At 67.8% G+C, this 26,976-nt stretch carries 24 protein-coding genes and 2 tRNA genes; 9 read left to right on the top strand and 17 right to left on the bottom strand.

The features are described 5' to 3' along the window. Positions 1-2: 2 nt before the first annotated feature. The 5 genes from ASG64_RS18815 to ASG64_RS18795 all read right to left on the bottom strand — a co-directional run bounded on the left by ASG64_RS18815 (position 3) and on the right by ASG64_RS18795 (position 7,697). Positions 3-401, bottom strand: coding sequence for a DUF4233 domain-containing protein (locus ASG64_RS18815; protein WP_042572775.1), 399 nt, complete (start codon positions 399-401; stop codon positions 3-5). Next, entirely contained in the window at positions 398-1,834 is a 1,437-nt protein-coding gene (gene folC, locus ASG64_RS18810; RefSeq protein WP_056075507.1) for a bifunctional tetrahydrofolate synthase/dihydrofolate synthase, read from the bottom strand. Before folC ends, ASG64_RS18815 begins: the two co-directional genes overlap by 4 nt. Next, positions 1,831-4,500: a valine--tRNA ligase gene (locus ASG64_RS18805; RefSeq protein WP_056075504.1), complete on the bottom strand. Its 2,670-nt coding sequence runs from the start codon at positions 4,498-4,500 to the stop codon at positions 1,831-1,833. Before ASG64_RS18805 ends, folC begins: the two co-directional genes overlap by 4 nt. A gap of 9 nt (positions 4,501-4,509) precedes the next feature. Next, positions 4,510-6,579, bottom strand: a complete 2,070-nt coding sequence (locus tag ASG64_RS18800) for a S9 family peptidase (RefSeq protein WP_056075500.1) — start codon at positions 6,577-6,579, stop codon at positions 4,510-4,512. 125 nt (positions 6,580-6,704) lie between these two features. Further along, positions 6,705-7,697 carry an iron-siderophore ABC transporter substrate-binding protein gene (locus tag ASG64_RS18795; RefSeq protein ID WP_082518586.1) on the bottom strand — a complete coding sequence of 331 codons (993 nt, stop codon included), beginning with the start codon at positions 7,695-7,697 and terminating at the stop codon, positions 6,705-6,707. A 214-nt stretch (positions 7,698-7,911) separates the two neighbouring features. On the opposite strand from ASG64_RS18795, the gene fdhD reads away from it, so the two are divergent. After that, the gene (gene fdhD, locus ASG64_RS18790; RefSeq protein ID WP_042572770.1) at positions 7,912-8,763 is read left to right on the top strand and encodes a formate dehydrogenase accessory sulfurtransferase FdhD; all 852 of its coding nucleotides are present in this window, start codon (positions 7,912-7,914) and stop codon (positions 8,761-8,763) included. On the opposite strand, the gene ASG64_RS18785 is transcribed toward fdhD, so the two are convergent. The 3 genes from ASG64_RS18785 to ASG64_RS18775 are packed head-to-tail and all read right to left on the bottom strand — an operon-like array spanning position 8,729 to position 11,512. Beyond that, a complete protein-coding gene (locus tag ASG64_RS18785; RefSeq protein WP_056076255.1) occupies positions 8,729-10,105 on the bottom strand; it encodes an amino acid permease in 1,377 nt (458 codons plus the stop codon). The genes fdhD and ASG64_RS18785 overlap by 35 nt on opposite strands. A gap of 19 nt (positions 10,106-10,124) precedes the next feature. After that, positions 10,125-10,769, bottom strand: a complete 645-nt coding sequence (locus ASG64_RS18780; protein ID WP_056075494.1) for a CoA transferase subunit B — start codon at positions 10,767-10,769, stop codon at positions 10,125-10,127. After that, the gene (locus ASG64_RS18775; protein WP_056076253.1) at positions 10,766-11,512 is read right to left on the bottom strand and encodes a CoA transferase subunit A; all 747 of its coding nucleotides are present in this window, start codon (positions 11,510-11,512) and stop codon (positions 10,766-10,768) included. The genes ASG64_RS18780 and ASG64_RS18775 overlap by 4 nt, the downstream gene beginning before the upstream one ends. A gap of 70 nt (positions 11,513-11,582) precedes the next feature. Between ASG64_RS18775 and ASG64_RS18770 the strand changes: the two genes are divergently transcribed. Together ASG64_RS18770 and ASG64_RS18765 are read left to right on the top strand one after the other, a co-directional pair. Next, positions 11,583-12,413, top strand: coding sequence for an IclR family transcriptional regulator domain-containing protein (locus ASG64_RS18770; protein WP_056076249.1), 831 nt, complete (start codon positions 11,583-11,585; stop codon positions 12,411-12,413). Next, positions 12,406-13,614: an acetyl-CoA C-acetyltransferase gene (locus ASG64_RS18765; protein WP_056075491.1), complete on the top strand. Its 1,209-nt coding sequence runs from the start codon at positions 12,406-12,408 to the stop codon at positions 13,612-13,614. The genes ASG64_RS18770 and ASG64_RS18765 overlap by 8 nt, the downstream gene beginning before the upstream one ends. Positions 13,615-13,702: 88 nt before the next feature. Here ASG64_RS18765 and clpX read toward each other — a convergent pair whose 3' ends face one another. The 5 genes from clpX to ASG64_RS18740 all read right to left on the bottom strand — a co-directional run bounded on the left by clpX (position 13,703) and on the right by ASG64_RS18740 (position 18,264). After that, positions 13,703-14,983: an ATP-dependent Clp protease ATP-binding subunit ClpX gene (gene clpX / locus ASG64_RS18760; protein ID WP_042572767.1), complete on the bottom strand. Its 1,281-nt coding sequence runs from the start codon at positions 14,981-14,983 to the stop codon at positions 13,703-13,705. Positions 14,984-15,208: 225 nt separating this feature from the next. After that, positions 15,209-15,874 carry an ATP-dependent Clp protease proteolytic subunit gene (locus ASG64_RS18755; RefSeq protein WP_042572766.1) on the bottom strand — a complete coding sequence of 222 codons (666 nt, stop codon included), beginning with the start codon at positions 15,872-15,874 and terminating at the stop codon, positions 15,209-15,211. Positions 15,875-15,927: 53 nt separating this feature from the next. Further along, positions 15,928-16,524, bottom strand: a complete 597-nt coding sequence (locus tag ASG64_RS18750) for an ATP-dependent Clp protease proteolytic subunit (RefSeq protein WP_042572871.1) — start codon at positions 16,522-16,524, stop codon at positions 15,928-15,930. A gap of 181 nt (positions 16,525-16,705) precedes the next feature. Next, on the bottom strand, positions 16,706-18,100 hold the full coding sequence (gene tig / locus ASG64_RS18745; protein ID WP_042572765.1) for a trigger factor: 1,395 nt from the start codon (positions 18,098-18,100) through the stop codon (positions 16,706-16,708). 90 nt (positions 18,101-18,190) lie between these two features. Continuing rightward, positions 18,191-18,264 (bottom strand) — tRNA-Pro (locus ASG64_RS18740). A 190-nt stretch (positions 18,265-18,454) separates the two neighbouring features. Between ASG64_RS18740 and ASG64_RS18735 the strand changes: the two genes are divergently transcribed. Next, positions 18,455-18,528 (top strand) — tRNA-Gly (locus ASG64_RS18735). A gap of 74 nt (positions 18,529-18,602) precedes the next feature. On the opposite strand, the gene ASG64_RS18730 is transcribed toward ASG64_RS18735, so the two are convergent. Further along, positions 18,603-19,028 carry an STAS domain-containing protein gene (locus ASG64_RS18730; protein WP_052493067.1) on the bottom strand — a complete coding sequence of 142 codons (426 nt, stop codon included), beginning with the start codon at positions 19,026-19,028 and terminating at the stop codon, positions 18,603-18,605. A gap of 287 nt (positions 19,029-19,315) precedes the next feature. Between ASG64_RS18730 and ASG64_RS18720 the strand changes: the two genes are divergently transcribed. Continuing rightward, entirely contained in the window at positions 19,316-20,158 is an 843-nt protein-coding gene (locus tag ASG64_RS18720; protein ID WP_042572763.1) for a universal stress protein, read from the top strand. A 9-nt stretch (positions 20,159-20,167) separates the two neighbouring features. On the opposite strand, the gene nhaA is transcribed toward ASG64_RS18720, so the two are convergent. Continuing rightward, the gene (nhaA, locus tag ASG64_RS18715) at positions 20,168-21,460 is read right to left on the bottom strand and encodes a Na+/H+ antiporter NhaA (RefSeq protein WP_056075488.1); all 1,293 of its coding nucleotides are present in this window, start codon (positions 21,458-21,460) and stop codon (positions 20,168-20,170) included. Between the two features lie 196 nt (positions 21,461-21,656). Here nhaA and ASG64_RS18710 point away from each other — a divergent pair, with 196 nt between their 5' ends. Genes ASG64_RS18710 through ASG64_RS18700 form a run of 3 tightly spaced genes read left to right on the top strand, consistent with a single transcriptional unit; the run spans position 21,657 to position 24,887 of the window. After that, positions 21,657-23,012 (top strand): EAL domain-containing protein, encoded by a 1,356-nt coding sequence (locus ASG64_RS18710; protein ID WP_056075485.1) that lies wholly within the window; start codon positions 21,657-21,659, stop codon positions 23,010-23,012. Positions 23,013-23,033: 21 nt separating this feature from the next. Further along, entirely contained in the window at positions 23,034-24,041 is a 1,008-nt protein-coding gene (locus tag ASG64_RS18705) for an iron-containing redox enzyme family protein (RefSeq protein WP_056075482.1), read from the top strand. 39 nt (positions 24,042-24,080) lie between these two features. Beyond that, positions 24,081-24,887, top strand: coding sequence for a hypothetical protein (locus ASG64_RS18700; RefSeq protein ID WP_056075479.1), 807 nt, complete (start codon positions 24,081-24,083; stop codon positions 24,885-24,887). A gap of 2 nt (positions 24,888-24,889) precedes the next feature. Here the strand turns inward: ASG64_RS18700 and ASG64_RS18695 are convergent, their stop codons facing one another. Together ASG64_RS18695 and ASG64_RS18690 are read right to left on the bottom strand one after the other, a co-directional pair. Next, the gene (locus tag ASG64_RS18695; protein ID WP_056075476.1) at positions 24,890-25,687 is read right to left on the bottom strand and encodes an Fpg/Nei family DNA glycosylase; all 798 of its coding nucleotides are present in this window, start codon (positions 25,685-25,687) and stop codon (positions 24,890-24,892) included. A 35-nt stretch (positions 25,688-25,722) separates the two neighbouring features. After that, a complete protein-coding gene (locus ASG64_RS18690) occupies positions 25,723-26,220 on the bottom strand; it encodes a ribose-5-phosphate isomerase (RefSeq protein WP_042572759.1) in 498 nt (165 codons plus the stop codon). 16 nt (positions 26,221-26,236) lie between these two features. Here ASG64_RS18690 and ASG64_RS18685 point away from each other — a divergent pair, with 16 nt between their 5' ends. After that, positions 26,237-26,947 (top strand): DUF429 domain-containing protein, encoded by a 711-nt coding sequence (locus ASG64_RS18685; protein WP_235579618.1) that lies wholly within the window; start codon positions 26,237-26,239, stop codon positions 26,945-26,947. Positions 26,948-26,976 lie beyond the last annotated feature (29 nt).

Here is a 26,976-nt window from a genome sequence, read left to right as displayed (position 1 = left end):
CGTCACTCACGCTGGGACGGCAACCGGCCCTCGGCGATCCTCCGACGGAGGTCGCGTCGGAGGTAGAGCAGATACAGCCACACGGCGAGGAACAGCACCCCGACGACGGCGATCGACGGGTGGGCGAGGAAACCGAGGATGACCAGCACCTGGAGTCCGAGATCGAAGGACAGAGCCCACGAGCGCCCCTGCAGGCCGGCGCCGAGGATCATCAGGACCCCGAGGCCGACGAGGTACGTGCCGCTGATCCAGGTGACGCCTCCGCCGACGGTTCCGACGACCGGCAGCGCGAGCAGCACCACGATCGCCTCGAGAACCAGGGTGCCGGCGCAGACACCGCGGAATCCCTTCCACGGGTCACGTGCGGGCGGCGGGAACTGCCCTGTCTCGGCGGTGGTCATACCGGGTCCTTCCCGAAGAGGGTGCGGGCCGCGCCCGCGGTCGTCACCGATCCGGTGACGACGACGCCGGCCCCGGAGACTGCTTCGCCCTCGTCGGCGACGTCCTCGGCGATACCGATGGCGATCTCGAGCGCATCGGGCAGCGTCTCCGCGACCACCACCCGCTCGTCGCCGAACTTGGCGACGGCGGCGTCGGCGAGTGCGTCGATCTCGAGTCCGCGGGGGGATCCGTTGTGCGTGACCACCACCTCGTCCAGAACGGGTTCGAGTGCCTGGAGGATGCCGTCGACGTCCTTGTCCTTCATGACGGCGACGACACCGACGAGTTTGCGGAAGTCGAACTCCGCGGTCAGCGTGGCGGCGAGCGCCGACGCTCCGTGCGGGTTGTGCGCGGCGTCGATGAACACGGTGGGCGCGTTACGGACGCGTTCGAGGCGTCCCGGATTGACCACCGAGGCGAACCCTTCGCGGACGGTCTCGATGTCGAGGCCGCGGTCCGCTCCCGCTCCGAAGAACGCCTCGACGGCAGCGAGCGCCAGTGACGCGTTACGTGCCTGGTGTTCGCCGTGCAGCGGCAGGAAGATGTCGTCGTAGATCCCGCCGAGTCCGCGGAGTTCGAGCTGTTGTCCACCGACCGCGACGCGACGAGCGAGCACGACGAACTCGGAACCCGCGCGGGCCACGGCGGCGTCCATCTCGACGGCGCGACGCAACAGCACGTCGGTGACCTCGGGTTGCTGCTCGTCCAGGACCGCGACCGTGTCGATCGGATCGAGTCGCTCGGGCGCCTTCTTGATGATGCCGGCCTTCTCGGCCGCGATGCCCGCGAGATCGGTCCCCAGGTACTCGATGTGGTCGATCCCGATCGGCGTGATCACCGATACCTGCGCATCCACCACGTTCGTCGCGTCCCAACGACCGCCGAGACCGACCTCGACGACGGCCACGTCCACGGGCGCCTCGGCGAACGCGGCGAACGCCATCGCGGTGACGACCTCGAACTTGCTCATCGCCGGTCCCCCGGCGGCCTCGGACTGCGCGTCGATCATCTCGACGTACGGGAGGATCTCGCGGTACGTGTCCACGTACTGCCGCGGCGTCAACGGCAGTCCGTCGACGGCGATGCGTTCGGTGGCGATCTGCAGATGCGGGCTGGTCGTCCGGCCGGTCCGACGATGGAAGGCCCGCAGCAGAGCCTCGATCATCCTGGTCACGGAAGTCTTGCCGTTGGTGCCCGCGACGTGGATCGACGGGTAGCTCGCCTGCGGTGAACCGAGCAGGTCCATCAACGCGCTGATGCGGGTCAGCGACGGCTCGATGGTGGTCTCACCCCAACGCTGATCGAGCTCGGCCTCGACGAGTGCGAACTCGGCCAGGTCCACCGGCGAGGGCCCCACCACTCCGTCGGGGCCGGAGGTTCCGGGGAAGGTCATGCCGTGCCCGACTTTCCCTGGCTCGTGAGTTCGCCCAGTCGACGCGTGAGCCGCTCGACCTCCTCGCGGGCGATCTGCTGACGCCCCTTGATCTTGTCGACGACGGCTTCCGGCGCCTTGCCGACGAAGGCCTCGTTGCCCAGCTTGGCGGTGGTGGCCTCGAGTTCCTTGACTGCCGCGGCGAGGTCCTTCTCGCAGCGCTTGCGCTCGGCCTCGATGTCGACGGTTCCCGAGGTGTCGACGGAGACGGTCACGGTTCCGAGGGAGAGTCGGACCTCGATCGACGCGGTCTCGGCGAAGTCGTCCTCGGGCTCCACGAGGAAGGACAGTGCGCGAGTCGCGGGGACGAGCGACGCGATGTCGGCCTCGTCGATGCCGACAAGGCGCGCCGGGACCTTCTGCTTGGGCTTGACTCCCTGGTCGCTGCGGAACCGTCGGATCTCGGTGATGAGCTTCTGCATGTCGGTGACACGTTGCTGGGCAACGGGATCGGCGCCGACACCGGTCTCGCGGGGCCAGTCGGCCACGACGACGCTGGCACCGCCGGTGAGCGCCTTCCACAGCGTCTCGGTCACGAACGGGATCACCGGGTGCAGCAGACGCAGGATGGAATCGAGCACGACGCCGAGAACGGCGCGGGTGTTGTCGGCGTGTGTCTCGGACGCGAACTGCACCTTCGCGAGTTCGAGGTACCAGTCGCACACCTCGTCCCACGCGAAGTGGTACAGCGATTCGCAGGCTTTGCCGAATTCGTAGCGGTCCAACGCGTCGTCGACCTCGGCGCGCACGAGAGCGAGCCGATCGAGGATCCACCGGTCGGCGTCGGTCAGGTCCGACCGAGCCGGAAGTTCCTGCACCACTGCGCCGTTCATCAACGCGAACTTCGTGGCGTTGAACAGCTTGGTGGCGAAGTTGCGGGAACTCTGCGCGTTGTCCTCACCCACCGACAGGTCGCCGCCGGGGTGCGCTCCGCGAGCGAGAGTGAAGCGCAACGCGTCGGCACCGAAGCGGTCGACCCAGTCGAGCGGATCGATGCCGTTGCCCTTGGACTTCGACATCTTGCGGCCGAACTCGTCGCGCACCAGGCCGTGCAGGAACACGTCGCGGAACGGGACGGGACCGGGAAGCTGGTCACCGATCGTGGTGCCGAACATCATCATCCGGGCCACCCAGAAGAACAGGATGTCGTAGCCGGTGACGAGAACGCTGGTGGGATAGAACTTCTCGAGGTCGGGAGTGCGGTCGGGCCACCCCATCGTCGAGAACGGCCACAGGCCCGAGGAGAACCAGGTGTCCAGCACGTCCGGATCCTGGACCCAGCCCTCGGGCGGGGTCTCGTCCGGTCCGAGGCACACGGTCTCGCCGTCGGGGCCGTACCAGATGGGGATGCGGTGGCCCCACCACAGCTGACGAGAGATGCACCAGTCGTGCATGTCGTCGACCCATGCGAACCAGCGCGGTTCCTGGCTCTTCGGATGAATGACGGTGCGCCCGTCGCGCACGGCGTCACCGGCGGACTGCGCCAGGGTGGAGACGTTCACCCACCACTGCAGGGACAGTCGGGGTTCGATGGGCTCACCGCTGCGCTCGGAGTGTCCGACGCTGTGGACGTACGGCCGCTTCTCGGCGACGACGCGATTCTGCTCGGCCAACGCCTCGCGCACGGCGACGCGTGCCTCGAAGCGGTCCATTCCGTCGAACTGCGTTCCCGTGTCGACGATGCGTCCGGACGTGTCCATGATCGACGGCATCGGCAGCGAGTGCCGCATACCCATCTCGAAGTCGTTGGGGTCGTGTGCGGGCGTGATCTTGACTGCGCCGGTACCGAACTCGGGATCGACGTAATCGTCGGCGATGATCGGGATCTCGCGATCGAGGAACGGGTGCGGCAGCGTCGTGCCCACGAGGTGGGTGTAGCGCTCGTCGTCGGGGTGAACCGCCACGGCGGTGTCGCCCAGCATCGTCTCGACGCGGGTGGTGGCGACGACGACGTGGGGTTCGTCGTCGTTCAGCGAGCCGTACCGCAGCGAGACCAGCTCGCCCTCGACGTCCTCGTACTTGACCTCGATGTCCGAGATCGCCGTCTTCAGCACGGGCGACCAGTTGACGAGTCGCTCGGCGCGGTAGATCAACCCGCGATCGTGCAGCATCTTGAAGATGGTCTGCACGGCGCGTGACAGACCCTCGTCCATGGTGAAGCGTTCACGGCTCCAGTCGACACCGTCGCCGATGCGGCGCATCTGCTCGCCGATGGTCCCGCCGGATTCGCGCTTCCATTCCCAGACCTTCTCGATGAACTTCTCGCGTCCGAGATCGTCCTTCGACGTTCCCTCGGCCACGAGCTTCTTCTCGACGAGCGACTGCGTGGCGATACCGGCGTGGTCCATGCCGGGGAGCCACAGCACCTCGTAGCCCTGCATGCGCTTGCGGCGGGACAGCACGTCCATCAACGTGTGGTCCAACGCATGGCCCATGTGCAGGCTGCCGGTCACGTTCGGCGGGGGCAGCACGATGGAGTAGCCGGGCTTCGCGCTCTCCGGATCGGCGACGAAGTAGCCTGCGTCGACCCATCCCTGGTAGAGCTCTGCTTCGACCTCGCCGGGGTTCCAGGACTTCGGGAGGCGGTCTGCGGGATTGTCTTCGGGGACAGTCGTCGATCTGGTCACCGGGTGATTCTAGTTCTCCTCGGGATCGGTGAGTTTCCCCGGTCGCGCCGCGAGGATCTCGGGCATCGGTGCGGGCTGGCCCAGCACGTGCTCGGAGAGGAACGCGTGCACGGCGCCGTACCAGACCGCGGTGTGCTGCGGCGAGAGGATCCAGTGGTTCTCGTCGGGGAAGTACAGGAAGCGATGGACGGTCTCGCCCTCGGCATCGGTCGCAGTCGCGGACTCGGAGAGCAACTCCCACCACAACCGCAGGGCCTCACCGACCGGGACGCGGTAGTCCTTGTCGCCGTGGATGACGAGCATCGGAGTCGAGATGTCCGCGACGTAGAGATGCGGCGAGTTCTCGAACGCCATCTCGGGCGTCATCTCCTGTGCCCAGTAGGACGCGTCGTCGGTGGTGGGTCCGAACTGGTCCAGCGCCCAGAGACCGGCATGCGAGACGATCGCCCGGAAACGGTCGGTGTGACCGGCGATCCAGTTGGCCATGTACCCGCCGAAGGAGCCGCCCATCATCGCGGTGCGGGTGGAGTCGATGTCGTCCCGCGCCTCGACGGCATCGGTCACGGCCATCAGGTCGGTGTACGGCTCCTTGCCCCACCTGCCCCATCCGCGCTGCACGAAGTCCTGTCCGTACCCGGTGGACAGCGCGGGGTCCGGCATCAGGACCGCGTACCCCTGCGCGACCAGCATCCAGGGGTTCCACCGCCACGACCACGTGTTCCACGATCCGAGGGGACCTCCGTGCGCCCACAGCACCAACGGCGCCGGCCAGTCCGCCGACGTGCCCTCGGGCAGCGCGAGCCACGCCCGGACGGTGGTCCCGTCGTCCGTCACCGTCGAGACGTCCTCGAGTGTGCCCGGTAGCTCCGGAAGGTCCACCGGGACGTGGAGCGCCGCGACCTCGCCTGTGGAGAGATCGATCCGAACAGGATGCGGCGGAACGCGATACGAGGCCTGCATCGCGTACGCGACGTCACCGTCGGGTGCCGCGCGCACATCGGTGTAGGCGTGCTCTCCCGGCGTCAGGATCGTCGCGGAGTCGGGTGTGACGACGAAGATCGGTGCTCGGCCGCCGTCGTCCGCCGTCACGAGCAGGGCCGTCGAGTCCGCGGTCCACGTCGCCGATGTCGGCCACCTGTCCCACCCCGGCGCCCACTGCTCGGTCGTTCCCGTCGCGAGATCGAGGACGAACAAGTCCACCCGCGGGGCGGTGTCGGGTGAGGGACGGCTCTCGCGGAGATACGCCACGCGGGTGCCGTCCCGTGAGACGACCGGCGACGCGACGTCCGCCTCCTCGTCGTCGACGAGCACCGTCGCTGCGCCGCCCGCCGTGTCGAGCCGGACCAGCACTTGCCGGGTGCTCGCGTCGGCTCCCGACACCTTGCGTGTGGCCACCACGAACGAACCGTCCGGCGCCACGTCGGCACCGGTGTCGCGGTACTCACCGCCGCCCGTCGATCCACCCGGTGCGGGAGTCAGCGAGGTGAGGGGGACATCGGTTGCGTCGGGACCGTCGACGGATCCGACGAACAGGTGGGTGCGCTCCGGGCCGAGGTCCGCGTCCCAGTACCGCACGGGATACCCGCTGTGCAGGACGGCTGTCACGGCCGAGTCCTTGCGCAGCGTCCGCAGGAACTCGTCGCGGTCGACGTCCCCGAGCACCGAGCCCGTGACCAGGACCGTCGGTGCCTCGGACGCCGCGACGACGGAGGACACTCCCCCGCCGCGGTGGACGAGGCGTCGGGGTTCTCCACCTCGGGACGACAGCGCCCACACCGCGGAGGGCGCGCCCTCCTCCGCCGAGGCGGCGCGGCGGAACAGCAGGTCTCCGTCGGCCGCGAACGTCGGAGAGGAGTCACCCGTGCCGGCCCGTGTCAGCCTGCGCGGCGCGGTGACGCCCGCCGGATCGATCGCCCACAGCGACGACACGTACTTCGTGCGAGCGGGGTTCAGCTCGGAGACGGTGACGACCAGCGAGGACCCGTCGGGAGAGAGCGCGAGACCGGCCATCCTTCGGATGTCGAGATAGCTCGAGGGCGACCGGAAGGGAGTACCGCTCGGGTCGGGAGAAGTGCTCATGAGCCGAACCTACCGGGGGCGGGTGTACACACCTTGTCGGTGAGGCGCACACCCTCTACCGCCGGCTGGAGAGGGTGTGCGGATGACGCAGTGGGTGTGCGCTGTCCGCGCCGGTGCCGAGCCCCCTACTGGCGGACGAGCGGCGCCAGACGGGACGGGATCTGCTCCAGCGCGAACGGCAGGCTCAGCACGGTGCTCCACGCCATGGCCTCGGCGGCCTCGTCCTCGAGGATGATGACGCGGCCGTCACGGACGGCGGCGAGCTGCTGGTAGACCGGTGTCGCGGCGAGCTCCGCGCGCAGTTTGTCCCCGAAGCCACCGCCCGCGTACCAGACCAGGACGTCGACGTCGGCCAGGGAGAGCTGCTCGGTGCTGATCGTGGCGAAGTTGCGCTCACCGACCTCGTCGGCGACCGGAGGGTTGACGAAGCCCAGGTCGTTGAGGAATCGGACCTTGGGGTCCTGGGCGCCGTACACACCGAACTGGCCGGGACCTTGCAGCGCACCCACCAGCACGGTCTTGCCGGCGAAGGACGGGTTGGCGGCGGCGACGTCCGCGAAGGTGCCCTCGAGATCCGAGATCAACGACGCAGCCTGATCCGATTTGCCCAGGGCCTCGCCGAGCAGGGTCGTCTGATCACGCCACGGGATGCCGTAGTCGGCGAATCCTGCCGGCTGGGTGACGGTGGGAGCGAGCTGGGACAGCGAGTCGAACTCGGACTGCGTGATACCCGCGTAGGTGCCCACGATCAGGTCCGGCGTGGCGGACGCGACCTTCTCGACGTCGATGCCTTCCGACGCCGAGCCGACGATCTGCGGAGTGGCGCCGCCCAGTGCCGGCTGCGCCCACGGCCAGGTCGCGGACGGGTAGTCCCCGTACCAGTCGAACACTCCGACCGGAACAGCGCCCAGGGCCAGCAGGGTGTCCTGATCGTTGTACCCGACGCTGACGACGCGCTGCGGGTTCGAGGGGACGGCGACGTCTCCGTACTTGGTGGCCACGGTCGGTCCCGAGCCTTCCGAGCCGCCGCCGTCGGATGTGCTGCATGCTGCGGCGACAGCGATGAGGGCACCGGAGGCACCGAGGAGGAAACTGCGGCGCGAGATGCCGGCGGACATGGCCATCGGATTCGTCCCTTCGACGGGTGACGGGCGCCCGTCGTCGAACCGAGCCCCCCTGGTGTGAAGGTAAGGCTAACTTATGCCCGGGCGCGGTGAGGTGGGTCCTCCTCCGGCTCCACGCCGATCGGGTCCATCATGGAGTGATGTCCGCATGTCCCGCGCCCGAGGCCGTCCCTACATCCAGGGTCCGCCCCGCACGGATGGCCGCCTGATGGGGCGAGCCACCGTCCGTCGCCCTGTCGTCCGCATCAGAGGTCCGCACCGATCGTCGCGACCCGACACCGTCGTGGCCGAGGAACCGTTGGAGTTGCGTGTCGGGGGACGCGCTCTCGCCGTCACGATGCGCACTCCGGGCCACGACGTCGAACTCGCCCACGGATTCCTCACCACCGAGGGCGTGATCGGTGGTCGGGACGACATCCTGGCGGCGCGCTACTGCGACGGCGTCGACGACGAGGGGATGAACACCTACAACGTGTTGGACCTCGCACTCGCGTCCCACGTCCCCGCGCCGGATCCCAGCGTGGAGCGCAACTTCTACACCACGTCCTCCTGCGGCGTGTGCGGCAAGGCGTCCCTCGACGCGGTGCGATCGATCACGCGCTACTCCCCCGCATCCGACGGCGCCTCCGTCACGACGGCGGTGCTGACTACTCTTCCGGACACTCTCCGGGAGCATCAGCGCATCTTCTCCACGACGGGCGGTCTGCATGCGGCCGCGCTGTTCGACACTGCCGGAACGCTACTCGCCGTGCGCGAGGACGTCGGACGTCACAATGCCGTCGACAAGGTGATCGGATGGGCGGTCGTCGAAGGACTGCTTCCGTTGACGGGCACAGTCCTCATGGTCAGTGGCCGCGCGTCGTTCGAGCTGGCTCAGAAGGCCGTCATGGCCGGGATCCCGATCCTGGCAGCGGTGTCGGCACCGTCGTCACTGGCGGTCGACCTCGCGGACGAGGCCGGTCTGACGGTGGTCGGATTCCTCCGCGGTGACGGGATGAACGTCTACACGCACGCCGATCGCGTGGTCAGCGCCGACGTGCCGGCGACCGCCGACCGGTGATCCAGCCGATCACCACGAGTCCCGCGACCACCACTGCCGTGGCGATCACCTGTCGACGCGACGACTCGTCGGTCAGCATCAGGACGGTCAGTCCGGCCAGCAGGATCAGCGCGAACCAACTGAGGTAGGGGAACGCCCACATCCGCACCGGGAGTGGACCGGCTGCATCGAGACGGCGACGCAGCCGCAACTGGGATGCCGCGGTGACTGCCCAGATGGCGAGCAGAGATGCCCCGACCGCGTTGAGCAGGAACGTCAACAGCCCCTCGACGTCGAGGTAGTTGAGCAGCACCGCCACGAATCCGAAGAACACCGAGACCAACAGAGCGGGCCGGGGGACGCCGGCATGGTCGACCCGCGCCAACACCGACGGCCCGTCCCCTCTCAGCGCCAGCGAGTAGACCATGCGACTGGTGGCGTAGATCTGCGCGTTGAACGCACTGAGCAACGACAGCACGATGATCACTTCCATGAACCCGACGACTCCGGAGATGTTCGCCTGCTGCAGCACCAGCGTGAACGGGCTCTGCGCCGCCGAGTCCGCGTCGCCGAGCTGGTTCCACGGCAGCAGCAGCGTGATCACCAGGATGGAGCCGAGGTAGAAGACGCTGATGCGCCACACGACGCTGCGCACGGCGCGTCCGACGGACCGTGCGGGATCCTCGGACTCCGCGGCGGCGATGGTGACGATCTCGATTCCGCCGAAGGCGAAGGCCACGACCAGGAGTCCCGCAGCGATCCCCGAGATCCCGTTGGGCGCGAATCCGCCGAGGCCGGTGAGGTTGGCCAGTCCCACGGCGTCGGAACCCGGCAGGACGCCGAAGACGAGCAGAGCGCCGATGACGAGGAAGCCGGTGATGACCGTGATCTTGATGGCGGCGAACCAGAACTCGAACTCGCCGAAGTTCGAGACCTTCGCCAGGTTGACGACCGTGAAGACGACCATCGCGACCAGGGCGGGAATCCACGGGTCGACGCCGAACCAGGAGCCCATGAAGGCTGCGGCGCCGGTCATCTCGGCCCCCATGACCATGACGAGCGTGAACCAGTACAGCCAGCCCGTCGCGAAGCCGGCGAGGCGCCCGAAAGCCATCTCTGCGTACGTCGAGAAGGATCCCGACGACGGTGAGGCGGCGGCCATCTCGCCGAGCATCCGCATGATGAGGACCACCAGGAACCCGGCGATCGCGTAGGACAGAAGAACGGCGGGTCCGGCGGCGACGATGCCGGCTCCCGTTCCGAGGAACAGGCCGGCGCCGATCGCTGAGCCGAGGCCCATCATCGTCAGGTGGCGGACCTTGAGTCCGTTGGTGAGCTCGTCTACCTCGTCGATGTCGCGCATGAGGTGAACAACGGTATCGCTACACGCGGACGCGCAGAGCAGCACCCGTCGCGGCGACGACCTCGTCGACCGACAACCCTGGTGCGGTCTCCACCAGGTCCAGACCGTCCGGGGTGACGTCGATGACCGCCATGTCGGTGACGATGCGCTGCACGCACCCCTTGCCCGTGAGCGGCAGGGTGCAGGTCTCCACGATCTTCGGCTCGCCGCTCTTCGAGACGTGCTCCATCATCACGATCACCCGACGCGCACCGTGGACGAGGTCCATCGCGCCGCCCATGCCCTTGACCATGTGTCCGGGAATCATCCAGTTGGCGAGGTCGCCGTTGCTGTCCACCTGCATCGCACCGAGGACCGCCACGTCGACGGCGCCGCCGCGGATCATGCCGAAGGACTGCGCCGAGTCGAAGAAGGACGCCCCCGGCATCACCGTGATGGTCTCCTTGCCGGCGTTGATCAACTCCGGGTCCAGTTCCTCCTCGGTGGGATACGGTCCGACGCCGAGAACACCGTTCTCCGAGTGCAGGATCACCGTCGTCGTCTCGGGGATGTGGCTCGGGATCAACGTCGGCATTCCGATGCCGAGATTGACGTACTGGCCGTCCCGGAGTTCCGCGGCGACGCGGGCCGCCATCTGGTCGCGGGTGAGTTTCCTCGAGGTCATGACCGCACCGTCCTCTGCTCGACGCCGACCGTGACGGGTCCGACCACCACGACGCGGTTCACATGGATACGCGGGGTGTGCACGTCCTCGGGGTTCAGCTCGCCCGGCTCCACGAGGTGTTCGACCTGGGCGATGGTGATCCGGCCCGACTCCGCGGCGGGAGGATTGAAGTTCCGGGCGCTGGCCCGGTAGACGAGGTTCCCGAATCGGTCGCCCTTCCACGCGTGCACCAGGGCGTAGTCGGCAGCGATCCCGCGTTCGAGGACGTAGGCGATGCCGTCGAACTCGCGGGTCTCCTTGGGTGACGACGCCAGTGCGACGCCACCGGACGAGTCGTACCGTTGCGGCAGACCGCCGTCGGCCACCTGCGTGCCGACGCCGGCGGGGGTGAAGAACGCGGGGATACCCGCTCCGCCCGCCCGGAGCCGTTCGGCGAGTGTGCCCTGCGGGGTCAGCTCCACCTCGAGTTCGCCGCCGAGGTACTGCCGCGCGAACTCCTTGTTCGATCCCACGTAGGAGCTGATCGTCCGACGGATACGGCGTTGCTCGAGCAGGATTCCCAGCCCGAACCCGTCGGTGCCGCAGTTGTTGCTGATCGTCTCGAGATCGCTCGCACCCTGCTCGAGCAGCGCCGCGATCAGCACCTCGGGTACGCCGACGAGCCCGAATCCACCGACGGCGATCGACGCACCGCTCTCGATGTCGGCCACTGCCTCGCCCGCCGACGCCATCACCTTGTCCATCATGCGGCCCACGATAGCGCACGCTGTGCGTAGTATGAACATGTATTCGTCATGCGAACAGGAGCACGTCATGAGCGAGCCGGAACCACCGACGGACATGCGGGGTGCCTCGACGGACTACGTGCAGTCCCTGGGACGCGGACTGTCCGTGATCCGCGCCTTCGACGCCGAGCATCCCCGGCGCACGTTGTCGGACGTCGCGCGGGCGACGGACCTGACGAGGGCTACCGCGCGCCGGTTCCTGCTGACACTCGTCGACCTCGGATACGTCCGCACCGACGGGTCGACCTTCGCCCTGACTCCCCGAGTGCTGGAACTCGGATACTCCTACCTGTCGTCGCTGTCGCTACCGGAGATCGCCGGGCCACACCTCGAGGCGTTGACCGAGACGGTTCACGAGTCCTCGTCGGTCTCCATCCTTGACGGTGACGACGTCGTCTACGTCGCGCGAGTTCCGGTGAGCCGCATCATGACCGTGTCCATCACCATCGGCACTCGTTTCCCGGCGTACGCCACGTCGATGGGGCGAGTCCTGCTCGCGGGCGCGGACGAGGCGTACCTCGATGCGTACTTCGACCGCGCGGACCTCGTCGACCTGACCGGTCGCACCGCGACCACCGAGAGCAGCCTGCGCGCCGAACTCGACAGAGTTCGCGACCAGGGCTTCTGCATCGTCGATCAGGAACTCGAGGTGGGCCTCCGCTCACTCGCCGCCCCTCTGCACGGCCCCGACGGTTCCGTGGACGCGGCCGTCAACATCAGCACGCCGGCGGCGAGGTATTCGCTCGACGACCTGACATCCACCCTGCTGCCCGCCCTCCTGCGTGCGGCCGCCGCTATCGATACCGACGTTTCACGTGTCGGCTCCACTACCCCCGATCGAGGAAACCACCATGCCTGACGCCGTCATCTGCGAACCCCTCCGCACCCCGGTAGGCCGCTTCGGCGGAGTACTGAAGACCGTCCCGCCCACCGACCTGACGTCCGCCGTCATCATCGAAATACTCTCCCGCACAGGGCTGTCCGGTTCCGACATCGACGACGTCATCCTCGGACAAGGGTCACCGAACGGAGAGGCGCCGGCCATCGGTCGGGTCGCCGCACTCGACGCAGGACTGGGGATCGGCGTTCCCGGGCGGCAGGTCGATCGGCGGTGCGGCTCGGGTCTGCAAGCCGTCCTCGATGCCTGCATGCAGGTGTCCACCGGCGTGAGCGACGTCGTGCTCGCGGGAGGCGTGGAGTCCATGAGCTCCACCGAGTTCTACAGCGACGGAATGCGCTGGGGTGTCACCGGTGAGTCGGTCGCCCTGAACGACAGACTTGCGCGCGCCCGGGTCACCGCGGGCGGCAGGAACTTCCCCGTTCCCGGCGGGATGATCGAGACCGCGGAGAACCTCCGTGAGCAGTACGGCATCTCGCGTGCCGACCAGGATGCGTACGCGGTGCAGTCCCACCGGCGTGCCGTGGCCGCTCAGCGCAGCGGAGTGTTCGGCGAGGAGATCGTCCCCGTCACCGTGACCCAGCGAAAGGGCGACGCGCTCGTCGTCACGGACGACGAGCACCCTCGTGCGGACACCAGCGTCGAGTCCCTGGGCAGGTTGCGCGCCATCCGCGGCGCGATCGATCCGGAGTCCACCGTCACCGCCGGTAACGCGAGCGGTCAGAACGACGGCGCCGCCCTGTGCATCGTGACTACCGCGGACAAGGCTGCCGCTCTCGGACTGCGCCCCCTGGTTCGGCTCGCAGGATGGGCCGCCGCGGGTGTCGCACCGAAGACGATGGGTATCGGTCCGGTTCCGGCGGTCGAGAAGGTCCTCGGACGTCTGGGACTGACGTTGGGGCAGATGGACATCGTCGAACTGAACGAGGCGTTCGCCGCGCAGGTGCTGTCGGTCCTGACCGAGTGGAAGATGGACCCGACAGACGACCGACTGAACCCGCACGGCTCGGGGATCTCCTTGGGGCACCCTGTGGGCGCGACCGGCGCCCGCATCCTGACGACGCTCACGCGGGAGATGGTGCGTCGTGACGCGCGGTACGGCCTTGAGACGATGTGCATCGGTGGCGGTCAGGGCCTCGCCGCGGTATTCGAACGAGTCTGACTCGACCCTGCGGACGACACTCCTGGAGACGACTATGGACGTCCACCCCCGGTGATCGGGGGTGGACGTCCATTGCTCGTCTGTCGGGTTACGCGCTCTTGTCGCGACGCTCCGGACGGTCGGGCTTGCGCGGCACGATGGTCGGGAGAACGTTGTCGACGACGGTCTCGGCGGTCACCACGACCTTCGCCACGTCGTCCCGGCTGGGGATGTCGAACATGACCGGGTTGAGCACTTCTTCCATGATGGCGCGCAGTCCACGGGCACCGGTGCCGCGGTGGATGGCCTGCTCGGCCATCGCATCGAGGGCGTCGGGGGTGAACTCGAGCTCCACACCGTCCATGTCGAACAGACGCGTGTACTGCTTGACCAGCGCGTTCTTCGGCTCGGACAGGATGGTGACCAAGGATTCCTTGTCCAGGTGCGTCACCGACGCGACGACGGGGAGGCGTCCGATGAACTCCGGGATCAGACCGAACTTGATCAGATCCTCGGGCATGACGTCCGCGAAGTGATCCTGCGTGTCGATCTCGGCCTTGGACCGCACCTCGGCACCGAAGCCGAGGCCGCGCTTGCCGATGCGATCCGACACGATCTTCTCGAGACCGGCGAACGCGCCGGCAACGATGAAGAGCACGTTGGTGGTGTCGATCTGGATGAACTCCTGGTGCGGGTGCTTGCGGCCGCCCTGCGGAGGAACGCTGGCCTGCGTCCCCTCGAGGATCTTCAGCAGCGCCTGCTGCACACCTTCGCCCGACACGTCGCGGGTGATCGACGGGTTCTCGCTCTTGCGGGCGATCTTGTCGACCTCGTCGATGTAGATGATGCCGGTCTCGGCACGCTTGACGTCGTAGTCCGCGGCCTGGATGAGCTTGAGGAGGATGTTCTCGACGTCCTCACCGACGTAGCCGGCCTCGGTCAGCGCGGTGGCGTCGGCAATGGCGAACGGCACGTTCAGCATCTTGGCCAGCGTCTGCGCGAGGTAGGTCTTGCCGCAGCCGGTGGGTCCGAGCATGAGGATGTTGGACTTCGCGAGCTCGACGGTCTCACCACGTGAGTCACGCGCCTTGTCGCCGGCCTGGATCCGCTTGTAGTGGTTGTAGACCGCGACGGCCAGACGACGCTTCGCCGTGTCCTGACCGATGACGTAGTTCTCGAGGAAGTCCCGGATCTCGGCGGGCTTGGGAAGCTCGTCGAGCTTCACCTCGCTCGACTCGGCCAGTTCTTCCTCGATGATCTCGTTGCACAGATCGATGCATTCGTCACAGATGTAGACGCCTGGTCCGGCAATGAGCTTCTTGACCTGCTTCTGACTCTTTCCGCAGAAAGAGCACTTGAGCAAGTCGCCACCGTCACCGATGCGTGCCATGTGCGTTAGTCCTCACTTGTGGATCGTGAAATCTCTGCTGCGACCGTACCCGCCTTCGGAGCGGGAGGTCGACTTCTGGCGCATCCAGACAGGCCCATGTCGACGGGCGTCGCACGCCCCCGACGTGGGTGAATCGATGCAGTTCAGGTGGCGCAGAACCGGCTGAGCCGCCGCGACCGACCCGGAATGGTCGGGCGTGTCGCGGCGGCTCCGGCGCACAGCGCATCACTTACGAGCGGAAAGCTTCCGGTACTCGAAGACGGTATCGATGATGCCGTACTCCTTGGCCTCTTCCGCGGTGAGGATCTTGTCGCGGTCGGTGTCCTTGCGCACGACATCGGGGTCCTTGCCGGTGTGGCGACCGAGGGTGGTCTCCATCAGGCGACGCATCCGCTCGATCTCCGCGGCCTGGATCTCGAGGTCCGACACCTGGCCCTGCACGCCGCCGGTGGACGGCTGGTGGATCAGGACGCGGGCATTCGGCAGTGCCGCACGCTTGCCGGGTGCACCGGCAGCGAGCAGGACCGCGGCGGCCGACGCGGCCTGGCCGAGGCAGACCGTCGCCACGTCGGCGCGGACGTACTGCATCGTGTCGTAGATGGCCATCAGCGAGGTGAACGAGCCACCGGGCGAGTTGATGTACATCGTGATGTCGCGGTCGGGGTCCAGACCCTCGAGCACGAGGAGCTGAGCCATCACGTCGTTGGCCGACGCGTCGTCGACCTGGACGCCGAGGAAGATGATGCGCTCCTCGAACAGCTTGTTGTACGGGTTGGACTCCTTGACGCCGTAGCTCGAGTGCTCGACGAACGACGGGAGGATGTAGCGGGAATCAGGGCCGGCAGGCGAGCTGGAACCGGGAAGCGAACGGGGATCGAAGAGCTGTGACATCAGTACTCCAGGTGTGAGGGTGAAGTGATCGGGCGGCGCGAGACCATCTCCGATCAGTTGTCGGCTCCGCTGGTGCCGCCGGCCTGCGTGGCGCGGGAGATGACGTGGTCGACCATCCCGTACTCGAGTGCCTGCTGCGCCGTGAACCACCGGTCGCGGTCCGAGTCCTCGGTGACCTGATCGAACGTCTGTCCGGTGTGCTGGGCGATGAGTTCGGCCATCTCGCGCTTGGTGAGCGCGAACTGCTGCGCCATGATCGCGATGTCCGCTGCGCTGCCGCCGATTCCGGCGGACGGCTGGTGCATCATGATGCGCGCGTGCGGCAGGGCGTACCGCTTGCCCTTGGTGCCCGCGGTGAGCAGGAACTGGCCCATGGACGCCGCGAGGCCCATCGCGTAGGTGGCGACGTCGCACTCGGCGAAGTTCATCGTGTCGTAGATGGCCATACCGGCGGACACGGAACCACCGGGCGAGTTGATGTAGAGCGCGATGTCGCGGGTGGGATCCTCTGCGGAGAGCAGCAGGATCTGCGCGCACAGCTTGTTGGCGATGTCGTCGTCGACCTGCGTGCCGAGGAAGATGATGCGCTCGCGGAGCAGTCGCTCGTAGACGGAGTCGCTGAGGTTGAGTCCGGCGGTCGCGGACGTCATGACCGGAGCGGTCACACTCGACCCTGCCGTATTCGGGTTGGTCACCGGGTTCGTGGTGGTCACGGTACCTGCCTTCTCGTTCTCGGTTATGTCTCGCTCGAACGCTCGAGTTCTCTGTCATCGACACTAACGAAGGACGGCGGCCCCGGAGTCCCGGAACCGCCGTCGTTCGCTGTGAGCGTTACGTCTGCTGTTCGCCCGCAGCCGAATCGTCGGCCGCGGTGATCTCGTCGGACGCCTCGGCGGCGTCGTCGTCCGGATCGCCGAACAGTTCCTTCGTGTCGACGCCGGCGCCGGAGGTGTCGGTGACCGACACCCGGTCGACGACGGCGGCGAGGGCCTTGCTGCGACGGATGTCGGCGAACAGGGCCGGCAGCTGGTTGGCCTGCTGCACCTGCTGGATGAACTCCTCCGGTGCGATGCCGTAGCGCTGCGCCTGGAAGACGATGTTCTGGGTCAGCTCTTCCTGTCCGACCTGGACCGACTCGGCGTCGGCGATCGTGTCGAGCAGGAGCTGCGTGCGGACCGACTTCTCGGCGCTCTCACGGGCGTTCGTGTCGAACTCCTCGCGGGAGGAGCCGGCTGCCTCGAGCTGCTGCGCCAGCTTGTCCTCGTCGTGATCGAGAGGATGGATGGCGTCGTGCACGGCCGAGTCGATCTCCGCCTTGACGAAGGCCTCGGGCACGGGAACCTCGACGGTCTCGAGGAGTGCCTCGAGCACCTTGTCGCGGATCTGTCCGGCCTGCTCGACCTTCTTGACGCGTGCGACGCGCTCACGGAGGTCGGCCATCAGCTCGTCGAACGTGTCGAACTGGCTGGCGAGCTGCGCGAACTCGTCGTCGGGCTCGGGGAGCTCGCGCTCCTTGACCGACTTGACGGTGACGGTGACCAGCGACTCCTGGCCGGCATGATCGCCCGCGAGGAGTGTGGTGGTGAACTCCTTCGACTCCCCCGTCGACAGTCCGACGATGGCGTCGTCGAGGCCCTCGATGAGCTGGCCGGATCCGACCTCGTGCGACAGGCCCTCGGTCGACGCCTCGGGAACGTCGTTCCCGTCGACGGTCGCGGACAGGTCGATGGACACGAAGTCACCGGTCTGCGCGGCGCGCTCGACGCCGGTGAGGGTGCCGAAACGCTGACGCAGCGACAGCAGCTGCTCGTCGACGGCGTCGTCGGTGATCTCGACCGGGTCGACGGTCACGGTCAGGGACGAGAAGTCCGGGAGCGTGATCTCGGGGCGGACGTCGACCTCGGCGGTGAAGACGATTTCTTCGCCGTCCTCGAGCTTGGTGATCTCGATGTCCGGCTGACCGAGCGGCTTGAGCTCGGTGGAGCTCAGCGCGTCGTTGTACTTGGCCGGCAACGCGTCGTTGACCACCTGGTTGAGGACGTTCGCGCGTCCGACCCGAGCCTCGAGAAGCTTCGCCGGCGCCTTGCCGGGACGGAACCCGGGGAGACGGATCTGCTGTGCGAGCGTCTTGTAGGCGCGGTCGAAATCAGGCTTGAGCTCCTCGAAGGGCACCTCAACGTTGATACGGACTCGCGTCGGGCTCAGTTGCTCGACGGTGCTCTTCACGGACGTGCTCCTTCATCTGTTCGACTGCAATTACATCTGTACGAATGATCCGACTGTGCATGACGTCGGACTCTGTGACGCCGTCATGTGTCGGGATGACAGGATTCGAACCTGCGACCCTCCGCTCCCAAAGCGGATGCGCTACCAAGCTGCGCCACATCCCGTTTTTCTTCCCACCACGCCCGTACGCGAAGTCGCCGACTCGCGACACAGCGGATGGACGTGCGACGACGATCCTACGGCGACGCCGCACCGCGCACGACGGCGGGCCGATTTCCGAATCGGCCGCTGGGTTCGGTACAGTTCCTCAACGCAGGCGGCAGGGGCTGGCGATCCCAGCGCCGCCGCATGCATGCGGGCGTAGCTCAATGGTAGAGCCTCAGTCTTCCAAACTGATTACGCGGGTTCGATTCCCGTCGCCCGCTCCACGGATACGACGAAGCCCCCCGGAGATCCTTCTACGGGGGGCTTTTTCGTGTCGGGGGTTCGTCCGCGGTCGCTGTCAGCCGACGTGCGAGAGCGCACTGTCGAGCGCAGACGATTCGCGCTGTGCCGCCACCAACGACACCGCCTCGATGATCGAGCTCCGCACCACGATGGGTGAGCAGACACCCAGCAGTTCGAGCGGGCGACGAACCGCGGGATCGGTGGCGACGAGCACCATCGGACGGCTCGCCAGCGACGATGCGGCGCCGAGCAGCAGCACGGCCGCCGCGCTGCCGAGGAACGTGACATCGGACAGGTCCAGCACGACGTCGTCGTGGCCGCGCGATGCCACCCGAGCGAGGACGTCGCGCAGCTCCGGCGTGGTGCTCATGTCGATCTCGCCGGCGATGGACACGACGGCGACGTCGCCCCGCCGGTACTCCAGGACGGACAGATCGGCATCGTCGAACGAGTCGTGGGTGTCGGTTCCGAGTGCGTTCATGTGGTGCTCTCCCGTTCGTGTGTGCCGGTCCGTTGCGTCCTCCGGCGTCCTCAGTAGATTCGCCCGCCAGAGTGTCGAGGCTGCGAGCAGAGCATCACGATCCGATAACGGATTCGACACCGCTCGGTAACGTCTCGCGGATTCGGTGTCGCGGCCGGCTCGACACCGTTCCACCGATCGCGAACATGCCGACCGAAACGTGCCGCCGACGCGTCCGGAACGGGAACACTGCGGTCGGACGGTGTCGCACCCGCGTCACCGCCCTCGACATCTTGCGGAGGTTTGTCATGCACGAGTCCCGTCCCGTCCTGGTGGGCATCGACGGTTCGACCGCGGCTCTCGACGCGGTGCGGTGGGCGGTACGTGTCGCCGTCGACCGTGGTGCACCGCTGGTACTCACCTCGGCCGTCTCGGCGTCCGCGTTCGCCGATGTGGACGACACCACGAGCGATGCCGTGCAGCGAATTCTCGACGACGCGACGTCCGTCGCTCGGGACGCCGCCGGCGATCGTCCGCTGACGGTGTCGTCGGAATCTCACCACGGCACTCCGGCCGGAGTTCTGGTCGAACGCTCGGCGGACGCCTCGCTGATCGTCGTGGGCACGCGAGGTCTCGGTGAGTTCACCGGCGGACTCTCCGGATCGGTCAGCACTGCCGTCGCGACTCACGCGGACTGCGCCGTCACGGTCGTGCCGACGACGACGTCGAACACCTCGGGACCCGTGGTGGTCGGTGTGGACGGGACCGACAACAGCGTTCCGGCCGTGCGATTCGCGTACGACATCGCGTCGTCACGCGGGGTGGGGTTGGTGGCGGTGCACGCCTGGAGCGACGTGGACATCCCCGGCGAGCACCACGACGCGTGGACGCACACGTCCGCGAACGAGTCGGCAGCGCTGGCCGAGACACTCGCCGGATGGGCCGACGACTATCCCGATGTCGAGGTGCAGCGCGTCGTCGTCCAGGACCGGCCGGTCCGCGAGCTGGTGTCCCGTGCAGCCGATGCGAGCCTCGTCGTGGTCGGACGCCGCGGCCGCGGTGGATTCAGGTCGCTGCTGCTGGGATCGACCAGCAGAGCGCTCCTGCACTCCGTCGACGTCCCGGTGACCGTGGTGCCGTCACCCTCCTGACGCTTCCGGTCACTGGTAGACGTCGGGAATGCCGTCGCCGTCGGCGTCGAGTCGTTCCTTCTGCTCGATGGCGCGGTAGACACGGTTGCGTCGTCGAAGGACGACGGAGGCGAGCGCTGCCGCGATCAGCGAGCCGGTGAGAACGCCGACCTTGACGTGGTCGTCGCGCAGGGAACCCTCCCCGTACGCCAGGTCCCCGATCAGCAAGGAGACGGTGAACCCGATGCCGGCCAGCATCGACACGCCCAGGACGTCGAGCCACGACAGGTCCGAGTCGAGGCGCGCCTTGGTGAAGCGGGACAGCATGGCCGTCGTGCCGAAGATGCCGATGGTCTTTCCGACCACCAGCGCCAGGACGATGCCGACAGCGACCGGATCGGACAGCGCGTCGACGAAACCGCTGAACCCACCGACGGTCACGCCTGCGGCGAAGAACGCGAACAGAGGCACGGCCACACCGGCCGACACCGGACGGATCCGGTGCTCGAAGTGCTCGGCCAGACCCGGCCCGGCGTCCGGACCCCCGGCGGCCGCGCTCCGCAGAACCGGCACCGTGAAGCCGAGGAGGACGCCGGCGACGGTGGCATGGATGCCGGATTCGTGCATCAGGACCCAGGTCACGGCAGCCAGTGGCAGCAACACCCACCACGAGCGGATGCGTCGCTGGACGCAGACGCCGAAGAGCGCCAGCGGGACCGCTGCGCCGAGCAGTGCCGCCACGTTGATGTCGTCGGTATAGAACACGGCGATGACGGTGACGGCCAACAGGTCGTCCACGACGGCGAGGGTGAGCAGGAAGGTCCGCAGCGCCGCCGGAAGGTGCGTGCTGATGACGGCGAGCACGGCGACCGCGAACGCGATGTCGGTGGCTGTCGGGATGGCCCATCCCGACAGAGCCCCGTCACCGGTGTTCGCATTCACGATGACGAATATCAGTGCGGGAACAGCCATTCCGCCAACTGCCGCGGCGATGGGGAGCGCTGCGCGACGAGGGTCCCTCAGATCACCCGCGACGAATTCACGCTTGAGCTCGAGCCCCACGACGAAGAAGAAGATGGCGAGCAACCCGTCGGTGGCCCAGGTGCCGAGCGTCAGATCGAGGTGCAGGGCGGACGGCCCGACAGTCGTGTTCTTCAGGGTGTCGTAGCCGGCGGACCACGCGGAATTGGACCACACCAACGCGATGGCCGTCGCCAGGAGAAGCAGCGCTCCGCCGACCGTCTCCTTGCGCAGGATGTCGGAGACGCGTGAGGTCTCGCGCCACGATCCGCGGGAGAAGAGTGAGGTACGGGAGTCGGTCATCGGCGGCGTCCTTCGTGTCGATCGAGGACGTGACCGGGCTCGGGCACGTCGAATCCACTGCCGACCAGACTTCCCGGCGCACCGGCGATCACCCTACCCGTCGCTCGCGGACGGCCTAAGCTGCACGTCGGGATCGCGCGTCGGAGCGGATCTCGGGACCGGAAGGGGCAACCGTGCGTCGAGGGCGGCAGAGATCGTGACCACGGGTCACGCATCCCCGCCCGAGAGAGGCCGCGGCATCCCCGAGATACCGGCGGGGCTCACCGTGCGATCGGTCTACCAACCCGTCGTCGACCTCTCCACCCGCGCACTCGTCGGCTACGAAGCGCTCGCACGCGGACCGGCGGGCACGGAGTGGGAGTCGCCGGCGCGGCTGTTCGAATCGGCGCGGGCCTACGGAACGGTCGGCCAGCTCGACTGGATGTGCCGCATCAGCGCACTCCGCGGCGCCCTCGAGGCGCGGCTTCCGCCCAGCCTCCAGCTGTTCGTCAACATGGAGCCGAGCGCGATGAACATCGCGGTACCCCCGGGAGGTGCGGACATCCTCGCCGCCGCGTCCCGACTGTCCATCGTCGTGGAGATCACCGAACGCGATCTGCTCACCGACCCCGCCGCGCTTCTCGACGCCGTCGAACGGGTCCGAGACCGCCGATGGCTGATCGCTGTGGACGACGTCGGAGCCGAGACGGCCAGCCTCGCCCTGTTGCCGTTCATCAGGCCCGACATCATCAAGCTCGACATGTCCTTCACCCAGCAACGAGCGACGCAGGACACCGCCCGCGTGCTGGCCGCGGTCGCGGCCGAATCCGACCGCACCGGCGCGGTCGTCCTGGCCGAAGGAATCGAGACCGAGGCTCACCTGCTGCTCGCCCGCGAGATGGGAGCAGCGCTCGGACAGGGATGGCTCTTCGGCGCACCGGCAGAGCTTCCGCTTCACGAGCCGTCCTCCGCCGCGGCACCACCGGCGGTCGATTCACCACTGGCAGTCGGCGTCACCCACCGGATGCCCCTGGCGACGACTCCGTTCGGACTGGTCGCCGCCGGCGGCAGCACCCGGCGCGGACGGGTGTCGCTGATCGGCACGATGATCGAACAGTTCGCTCTCGATGCGACCGCCACCGGTCCGTCGACGATCGTGCTGGCCACCGTCCCGCACCTGTACGAGGTGGACCAGGACCAGATGGACCGAGCGGTGACGCTCGCGTCGTCCGGCGCACTGGTCGCCCTGTTCGGTCGCGACGGCAACGTGACCACGGCACTGGGGGTCCCCGGGCTGCACGGGATGAGCGTCGACGAGTCCGACCCGCTGTCCAAGGAGCTGTCCGTCATCGTCGTCAGTCCACACTTCACCGCTGCGGTGATCAGTGCGCAGGTGCCCCTCGACGATGCCGGGGATGCCGATCCCGACGACCCGCTCTTCGACTACCGCCTCACCTACGACAGGAACCTCGTTCTCGACGCGGCGACCTTGCTGCTCCGCCGGACGACGCCGATTCCGACCGAGCCGGGGTCCGGACCACTGCCCGTGTTCGGTTCGCGCCATAGCGGGTAGTCCACTTCTGTGACTGCAACGATGACCGACTCCGATCTGTCCGCTCACGATCTGTCCGGGCTCCCGACGCCCCGCGGCCCGCTGTCGTCGGCGATCCTGTCGGTCCTGGTGACTCCCCCGTCGGCGACGACATCGATCTCCGTGTCGGTGACCGACACGGACGCCTACAGCGACGACCTGCACCTGGCGCTGTACCTCTGCTACGAGCTGCACTACCGCGGCCTCCCCGGTGTCGACGACGCATGGGAATGGAACCCGGAACTCCTGCGAGTGCGTGCCGAGATGGAACGTGTGTTTCTCGACCACGTTCGTGCGCACGTCGAGTCCGACGGATCCGTCGAGGCCGAGATGGACACACTCTCGACCGAGCACGTCGACGGCTCCGGGCCGTCGTACCACCTCCGCGACGTCGGCACCCGCGAGCAGATGCAGGAGTACCTCGCCCACCGCTCGCTGTACCACTTGAAGGAGGCCGACCCGCATGCGTGGACCATTCCCCGCCTACAGGGGCAGGCCAAGGCGTCCTACGTGGCGGTGGAGTTCGACGAGTTCGGCGGCGGCCGGGGTCAGCGGATGCATCAGCGCCTCTTCCAGGGGCTGATGGCCGCCGCGGGTCTCGACGACTCGTACCTCGGCTACCTCGATCGCGTGGGCGCCCCGACGCTGGCGCCGGTGAACCTGATGTCGATGTTCGGTCTGCACCGTTCCCTGCGCGGCGCGTCGGTGGGCCATCTGGCCTCCACCGAGATCACGTCGTCGCCCGGTTCGCAGCGGCTGGTCAAAGCGCTTCAGCGCCTTGACTTCCCGAGCGAGTGCGTCGCGTTCTACGCCGAACACGTCGAAGCGGACGCCGTACACGAACAGGTCATGCGACACGACGTCGTGGGCGACCTCGTCGCCCGTGAGCCGCATCTCGAAGCCGACGTGGTGTTCGGCATGAGGGCCCTCGACTACGTCGAGAACGTGCTCGCGGACCACCTCATGTCGGCGTGGCAGGACGGCCGCAGCACTCTGCGCCCGGCGCGCTGAGCACTCTGCCGTTCGGCGCACACTCCGTACACTGACACCATGGAACCCCTGCTGTTGGTCGTCGTGGTCATCGCACTGGTGGTCGGCATCGTCGTCGTCACCCAGCGCAAGTCCGGTCAGCGTGAGGTGGCGTCACTCGACGACGCGAAAGCCGATGCCCGGCAAGCCATCGAACGCCTGGGCGGGCAGGTCTACAACCTGGTCGGGTCCGATTCCGCGTCGAAGCAGGCACTGGCCGACGCGTCCGAGCGGTACACCGCAGCCGGCTCGCAGATCGATCAGGCGCAGTCCCCTACCCAGGCCCGGCTCGCGAAGCAGACGGCGTTGGAAGGTCTCTACTACATCCGTGCCGCGCGGCTGGCCATGGGCATGGATCCCGGACCCGAGGTTCCCACCATCGACGGCCAGAAGTCGGCGGGCGAGGTGACCGAGGAACGCACCGTCGACTTCGAGGGGCGCCCGGTGACGGCCAGCCCCGGCCCGTCCGATCGCACCCCCAACTACTACCCGGGTGGCCGCGTCGCCGGTCGTCCCGTCCCTGCCGGCTGGTATTCCGAGCCGTGGTGGAAGCCCGCGCTCGTCGCCGGCGCGTGGGGAATGGGGTCGATGTTCCTGTTCTCGGCGATGTTCTCCGGCATGTCCGGCGTGGGATACGACGAGAACAACTTCGCCAGCGGCGAGGGTGACGGCTCCGACGGTGGTGGCGACTACGGCGACGGTGGTGGCGATTCCGGCGACATGGGCGGAGATATGGGCGACGGCGGTGGCGATTACAGCGACGGCGGTGGGTTCGACGGCGGCGGTGGGTTCGACGGTGGCGGCGGTGGGTTCGACGGGGGCTTCTAGCCCTAGCTCGCCTGGCAGGTCGGGCACCAGAAGAGGTTGCGCCCCTTCATGTCCGCGGTGAGGATCGTGGTCCCGCAGATCAGGCACGCCTGGCCGTTGCGCTTGTAGACGTAGGAGCGCGGCCGACCGGGACCGCGTGAGCCGGTCCCGGAGTCGTGCTCCTTGTCCAGCGTGATGATCCGGCCACGGCGGACACCGACCTTCATCAGTTCCACCAGGTCCGACCACATCGGTTCCCACTCCTCGCGGTCCAGCTTCTTGCCGGGGCGGAAGGGGTCGATGCGGTGTCGGAACAACAGTTCGGCGCGGTAGACGTTGCCGATTCCGGCGATGACGTCCTGTTCCATCAACAACGCGCCGACGGCCATGGCCGACTTGTGGATTCGATGGAACGCCTTGTCCGGATCCGACTCCTTGCGGAGCGGGTCCGGGCCCAGGCGGGCGATCAGAGCGTCGACCTGTGTGTCGTCGAAGATCTCGCATCGCGTCGGCCCGCGGAGGTCGGTGCCGTACTCCTCACCGACCATCCGCATCCGGACCTGACCGACCGGCTCGTTCATCGGCACCGACTGCTCGCCGAACTTGCCGTACAAGCCCAGGTGCACGTGGACGATCGCACCGTTGTCGTACCGGTGGAGCAGATGCTTGCCCCACGCGTCTGCCCGCTTCAGAACATGCCCGGAGACCCACTCGGAGCCGTCCACGAAACGGCCCTGCGGACTGGAGACCTCGATGGCCTGTCCGCCGAAGCGCTTCTGGTGCAAGCGCGCCAGACGATGAAGAGTGTGCCCCTCGGGCATGGGTTGTCCCTGACTGTCGAGCCGACCTGACTGCCTTATTCGGAGCCGGCACCGGCCTCGGGCGCACCGGGCACGGCCGGTGCGTCACCGGTGCGCTCGTACTCGGACAGGATGTCGATGCGGCGCTGGTGACGCTCCTCGTTCGACCACTCGGTCGCGAGAAACGCGTCGACGATGGCGAGAGCCTCGGGCAGCGTGTGCATGCGGCCACCGATACCGATGAGCTGGGCCTTGTTGTGCTGACGCGCCAACTGGGCGGTCTCGACGCTCCACGCGAGAGCGCAGCGAGCGCCGGGAACCTTGTTCGCGGCGATCTGCTCGCCGTTGCCGGATCCTCCGAGCACCAGGCCCAGGCTCTCGGGGTCGGCGACGGTGCGGCGGGCGGCCTCGATGCAGAACGCGGGGTAGTCGTCGACGGCGTCGTAGGTGTACGCGCCGCAGTCGATCGGCTCGTGACCTGTTTCCCGCAGGTGGTCGATGATCTGATTCTTGAATTCGAAGCCGGCGTGATCGGCACCCAGGTATACGCGCATGGCTAGAGTTTGACAGGTGCCCTCCCCCGACTCGACGTCAGCGTGCGAGGTGGGGCCGGTCGCCGGTGTCGACGGCGCCGCCGGCCGCTGGGTCGTGGCCGTTCTCGACGGCACCCACCTGTCGACGACGCTGGTGGACACCGTGTCCGACGTCCTGGCTCTGACCGCCGACTGCGCGGCTGTCGGCGTCGACATGCCTCTCGCGATTCCCGACGCCGGCGTCCGCGCGAGCGAGACAGCGGTGCGCACGTTCCTCGGCCCGGCGCGGTCGTCACTCTTCCCCACCCCGGTCCGTGACGCGGTGTATGCGCCGTCGTGGGAAGAGGCGTGCGTGATCGCCCGTGCGCGCACCGGCAAGGCGATCAGCAAGCAGTCGTGGTTCCTCACCGCCTACATCCGCGCGTGGGAGGACGCCGCACCCGATCCGAACCGGGTGGTCGAAGTGCACCCCGAGTCGTCGTTCCGAGCGCTGGCACCGACGGTCACGTTCACGTCGAAGAAGCGCGCCCGCGGCGTCGCCCAGCGCATCGCGGCGCTGTCGGCGGTCGTCGGCACGGTGGACCTGCTCGACAGCGTGCGCTCACTGGCCGACGGCCCGGCGATGGACGACGTTCTCGACGCGGTCGCCGCGGCGTGGTCGGCACGGCGCTGGCTCACCGGCGAGGCCACCGTGTTCGGTGACGGATCGGTCGATGCCGGCGGCCGCCCCGATCGCATCGTCGTCTGAGAAGAGACGACTCACCCCCGCCGGGGAGT

It is taken from the genome of Rhodococcus sp. Leaf247 (assembly GCF_001426185.1).
In the GTDB taxonomy this organism is placed as follows: Bacteria; Actinomycetota; Actinomycetes; order Mycobacteriales; family Mycobacteriaceae; genus Rhodococcoides.
Note: the sequence above shows the minus strand (reverse complement) of the source record. Positions and strands in the feature narration are given on the sequence as shown.